The following is a 4,406-nucleotide window of genomic DNA, read 5'->3' as shown; positions in this document are numbered from 1 at the left end:
GTCGTGGCGCCGTGCGCGAAGTGGACCAACGGCGCCTACGCCCAGGTGGTGAACGCCGGGTCGGGCCTGTGCCTGGACATCGACGGCGCCCCGCAGAACGGCACGGACGTCGACGCGGCCACCTGCACGTCCTCTCGCGACCAACAGTGGCGGGTCGACTCCGGGCGCGGCGTGCTGCAGTCGTACGCATACCCCGGCTACTGCCTGGACAGCCGTGGCTCCGTCAGCCGGGGCCTCGGCATCTGGGAGTGCGATGCGGTCTACGGCCCCAACGGCCGGAACCTGACGTTCACCGTGGGCGGCGACGGCGTGATCCGCCCGGCGATCGCCCCGGACCACGCGGTGACCGCGTACGGGAACCGCCTCTTCCTGATTCCGGCGCAGGGGCGGGACGAGCAGCGGTGGACGGCGGGGGCGGCTCCCGCATGATGTCGCAACTGATGTCACACATGATCTCGTGCCGATCTCATGCTGGTCTCGCGCTGATCAGACCTTGCGGACGCCTCGCCGCCACACCTCGCTGACCAGCGGCACACCCGGCCGGTACGCCAGGTGGACATGGCTCGGTGCGTCGAGGAAGGCCAAGTCGGCGTACGCGCCCGGGGTGAGGTGGCCGATGTCCGTGCGGCGGAGGGCTGCCGCGCCGCCGGCTGTCGCCGACCACACCGCCTCGTCCGGAGTCATCCCCATGTCCCGTACCGCCAGCGCGATGCAGAACGGGACGGAGGAGGTGAAGGACGAGCCCGGGTTGCAGTCCGTGGAGAGGGCGACCGTGACGCCGGCGTCGAGGAGGCGGCGGGCGTTCGGCCACTCTGCGCGGGTGGAGAACTCGGCGCCGGGGAGGAGGGTGGCGACCGTGGCGCTGTTGGCGAGGGCGTCGATGTCCGCATCCGTGAGGTGGGTGCAGTGGTCGGCGCTCGCGGCGTCGAGTTCGACGGCGAGCTGGACGCCGGGGCCGTACGAGAGCTGGTTGGCGTGGATGCGCGGGTGCAGGCCCGCCGCCTTGCCCGCCGTGAGGATCGCGCGGGCCTGGTCACCGTCGAAGGCGCCCTTCTCGCAGAAGACGTCGATCCAACGGGCGTACGGGGCACAGGCGTTGAGCATGTCGCCGGTGACGAGGGCTACGTATGCCGCCGGGTCATCGGCGTAGTCGGGGGACACGATGTGCGCGCCCATGTACGTGACCTCGTCCGTGTGCCGGGACGCGATGCGCAGGGCGCGGGACTCGTCCTCGACGGTGAGGCCGTAGCCGGACTTGGTCTCGAAGGTGGTGGTGCCCTGACGGAGGGCCTCGGCGAGGTAACGGGTGAGGTTGCGCTCCAGTTCCGCGTCGCTCGCCGCGCGCGTCGCGGCCACAGTCGTACGAATGCCGCCCGCGCTGTAGGGCCGTCCCGACATACGGGCGTTGAACTCCTGCGTGCGGTCGCCCGCGAAGACGAGGTGCGAGTGGGAGTCGACGAAGCCCGGGACCACCGCCCGGCCGCCCGCGTCGACCCGATTGTCAGTGGCGGGTGCTTTCCTTGATTCACCGGTCCATGCGATGCGGTCGCCTTCGATGACGACGGCCGCGTCCTGGATCAGACCGAGGGGGGATCTTCCCCCACTCTCGAATTTGCTCGAGCGGGGGGACCCCCATCCGAGGGAGGGGTCGTTGGTGACCAGGCTGGCGATGTTCGTGATGACGGTGGTCGGGCTGCTTGTCGGGCTGCTCATGTCGTCCTCGCGGGGGCGCGGTTCGGCGGTCGTCGTCAGGCGCGCAGGGCTTCGACTGCCTGCGCGAGGGCTTGCGGCACATCGGGTACGAGCGTGTGGACCCCGTCTCGTACGACGTGCCGGCCGGCCACGATCGTGTGCCGTACGTCCGCCGCTGTCGCGGCGAATACGGCCGTCTCGGCGCCGAGCCTGGGCAGCGGCCCCGCTGTTCTGACCGAGTCGAGCGCGATCGTCGTGAGGTCGGCGAGCGCGCCGGTCTCGATGGTGCCCGCGTCGTCCCAGCCGAGGGCCGCGTGGCCGCCCGCCGAGGCCGCCCGCAGGAGGGCGGCCGCCGTCCAGTGACCGCGTGTACGGGTGCGCAGGCGCTCGTTCAGCTCCATCGCGCGCGCCTCTTCGAGCAGGTCGATGACGGCGTGGCTGTCGGAGCCGACGGAGAGCGGCGAGCCGGCTTTCTGCAGGGCGGCGGCGGGTCCGATGCCGTCGGCGAGGTCCCGTTCGGTGGTGGGGCACATGCACGTGCCGGTCGTGGAGTCGCCGAGCAGCGCGATGTCCTCGTCGGTGAGGTGGGTGTTGTGGACGCCCGTCGTGCGCGGGCCGAGCACGCCGTGGTCGGCGAGCAGCCGGGTGGGGGTGCAGCCGTGCGCGGCCCGGCAGGCGTCGTTCTCCGCCGTCTGCTCGGACAGGTGCACATGGAGCGGGGCCCGCCGCTCCTCGGCCCATCGCGCCACCGTGGCCAACTGCCGCGCGGGCACGGCCCGTACGGAGTGGATGGCCGCACCGATCCGCAGGTGATCCCGGTCCTTGAGAACTGAACAGCGTTCCGCCCAGGCGTCCGCGCTCCCGTCGGAGAAGCGGAGCTGGTGGGTGTTGGGCGGCTGTCCGAAGCCGGAGGAAATGTAGGCGGTGTCGAGGAGGGTGATGCGGATACCGGCTTCGGCGGCGGCGTCGATGAGCGCCTCGCCCATCGCGTTGGGGTCGGCGTAGGGGGTGCCGCCGGGGGCGTGGTGGACGTAGTGGAACTCGCCGACGCAAGTGATGCCGGCGAGCGCCATCTCGGCGTACACCGCGCGGGCGAGGGCGTGGTACGTCTCCGGGGTCAGCCGGTCGGCGGTGGCGTACATGACCTCGCGCCAGGTCCAGAAAGTGCCGGAGCCGACCTGGACGGTGCCGCGCAGGGCTCGGTGGAAGGCGTGCGAGTGGGCGTTCGCCAGGCCCGGCAGGGTCAGTCCGCGCAGGATCTCGGCGCCCGGCGGCGGGCTGTCGATGCCCGTGCGGACGGCCGAGATCCGGCCGTCGGCGACCTCTACGGCCACGCCGGGCTCGACGAACGAGTCGAGCCAGGCATGCTCCAGCCAGTACGTCTGCGTGTGGGGGCGGGGGTGGGTCACGTGCAGGCCAGCCCTTCCAGTACGTCGGCCAGGGCGAGTACCCCGGCCACGCAGTCGTCCTCGGTGGCGTACTCGGCCGGGGAGTGCGAGACGCCGGTGGGGTTGCGCACGAACAGCATGGCGGTGGGGATGCTCCCGGAGAGGATCCCGGCGTCGTGGCCGGCGCCCGTGCCCAGGACTGGGACCTTGAGGTCTGTGTCGGTTCCCAGGATGCGGGCGAGTTCGTCGCGCAGGGCGTGGTCGAACTCGACGACGGGGGTGAACGACTCGCGGACGACGTCGAGTTCGATGCCGTGCGCGTCGGCGTACTCGCGAGCCGCCCGCTCGATGCCGCTGACGACGGCGTCGAGGCTCGCCTGGTCCTCGGCGCGGGAGTCGAGCCAGCCACGGACGAGGGAGGGGATCGCGTTCACACCGTTCGGCTCGACGGATATTTTGCCGAAGGTGGCGACGGCACCAGCAAGTTGGGCCTCGCGGCGGGCAGCGAGCACGGTCTCCGCGTACGACAGCATCGGGTCGCGGCGGTCGACGAGGCGGGTCGTGCCGGCGTGGTTGGCCTCACCCCGGAAGTCGAACCGCCACCGCCCGTGCGGCCAGATGGCGCTGGCGATACCGACGCGGTCGCCGGTCAGGTCGAGGGCACGCCCCTGCTCGACATGGAGCTCGACGAACGCCCCGATCCGGGCGAGCCGCTCCGGGTCCGGGCCGATGGAGTCCGGGTCGTACCCAGCGGCCTCCATCGCCGTCGGCAGGCTGACACCTTCGGCATCCCTGAGTCGATGCGCCTGCTTGACAGTGAGTTCTCCGGCCGCCAGCCGCGACCCGACACAGGCCAGCCCGAAGCGGGCACCTTCCTCGTCACCGAAGTTCACGATGGCGAGGGGCTTGCTGAACTGCGCGTTCCTGCTCCGCAGTTCATCCAGCGCGGCGAAGGAGGAGACGACACCGAGGGGACCGTCGAAGGCGCCGCCATCGGGCACCGAGTCGAGGTGGGACCCGGTGACGACAGCGTCCCCGGCATCGGGATCCCCGAGCCAGGCCCACTGGTTCCCGTTCCGGTCCAGCTCGTAGGCGAGCCCCCGAGCCCGGGCCTGTTCCTCGAACCAGGCCCGGCACTCGGCATCAGCGCCAGTCCAGGCGAACCGCCGGTAGCCACCGGAGTCGGGGTGGCGCCCGATGGGGCTGAGGTCACGCCACATCTCGTGGAACCCAACCAGCCCGTCGTGGGGGTCCCCCCGCTCGAGCGAAGCCGAGAGTGGGGGAGTTTGAGGACGAGGCCGTTCAGGCCGATCGGGGGTCTGGGGG

Annotated in this window: 4 protein-coding genes; 1 reads left to right on the top strand and 3 read right to left on the bottom strand. The window is 71.6% G+C overall.

Annotation, left to right across the window (positions count from 1 at the left end; translation table 11 throughout):
- A partial coding sequence (locus tag G6048_RS46880) for a ricin-type beta-trefoil lectin domain protein (protein ID WP_165345717.1) occupies positions 1–429 on the top strand: 429 nt, incomplete at its 5' end.
- Positions 430–486: 57 nt separating this feature from the next.
- Here G6048_RS46880 and hutI read toward each other — a convergent pair.
- The 3 genes from hutI to G6048_RS46865 are packed head-to-tail and all read right to left on the bottom strand — an operon-like array spanning position 487 to position 4,300.
- Positions 487–1,713, bottom strand: a complete 1,227-nt coding sequence (hutI, locus tag G6048_RS46875; RefSeq protein WP_165345716.1) for an imidazolonepropionase — start codon at positions 1,711–1,713, stop codon at positions 487–489.
- 35 nt (positions 1,714–1,748) lie between these two features.
- Positions 1,749–3,101: a formimidoylglutamate deiminase gene (locus tag G6048_RS46870; protein WP_165345715.1), complete on the bottom strand. Its 1,353-nt coding sequence runs from the start codon at positions 3,099–3,101 to the stop codon at positions 1,749–1,751.
- The gene (locus G6048_RS46865; RefSeq protein WP_165345714.1) at positions 3,098–4,300 is read right to left on the bottom strand and encodes an allantoate amidohydrolase; all 1,203 of its coding nucleotides are present in this window, start codon (positions 4,298–4,300) and stop codon (positions 3,098–3,100) included. Before G6048_RS46865 ends, G6048_RS46870 begins: the two co-directional genes overlap by 4 nt.
- Between the last annotated feature and the right edge of the window lie 106 nt (positions 4,301–4,406).

Origin of the sequence: Streptomyces ureilyticus, assembly GCF_011045025.1 — a bacterium.
GTDB classification, from domain to species: Bacteria; Actinomycetota; Actinomycetes; order Streptomycetales; family Streptomycetaceae; genus Streptomyces; species Streptomyces ureilyticus.
Note: the sequence above shows the minus strand (reverse complement) of the source record. Positions and strands in the feature narration are given on the sequence as shown.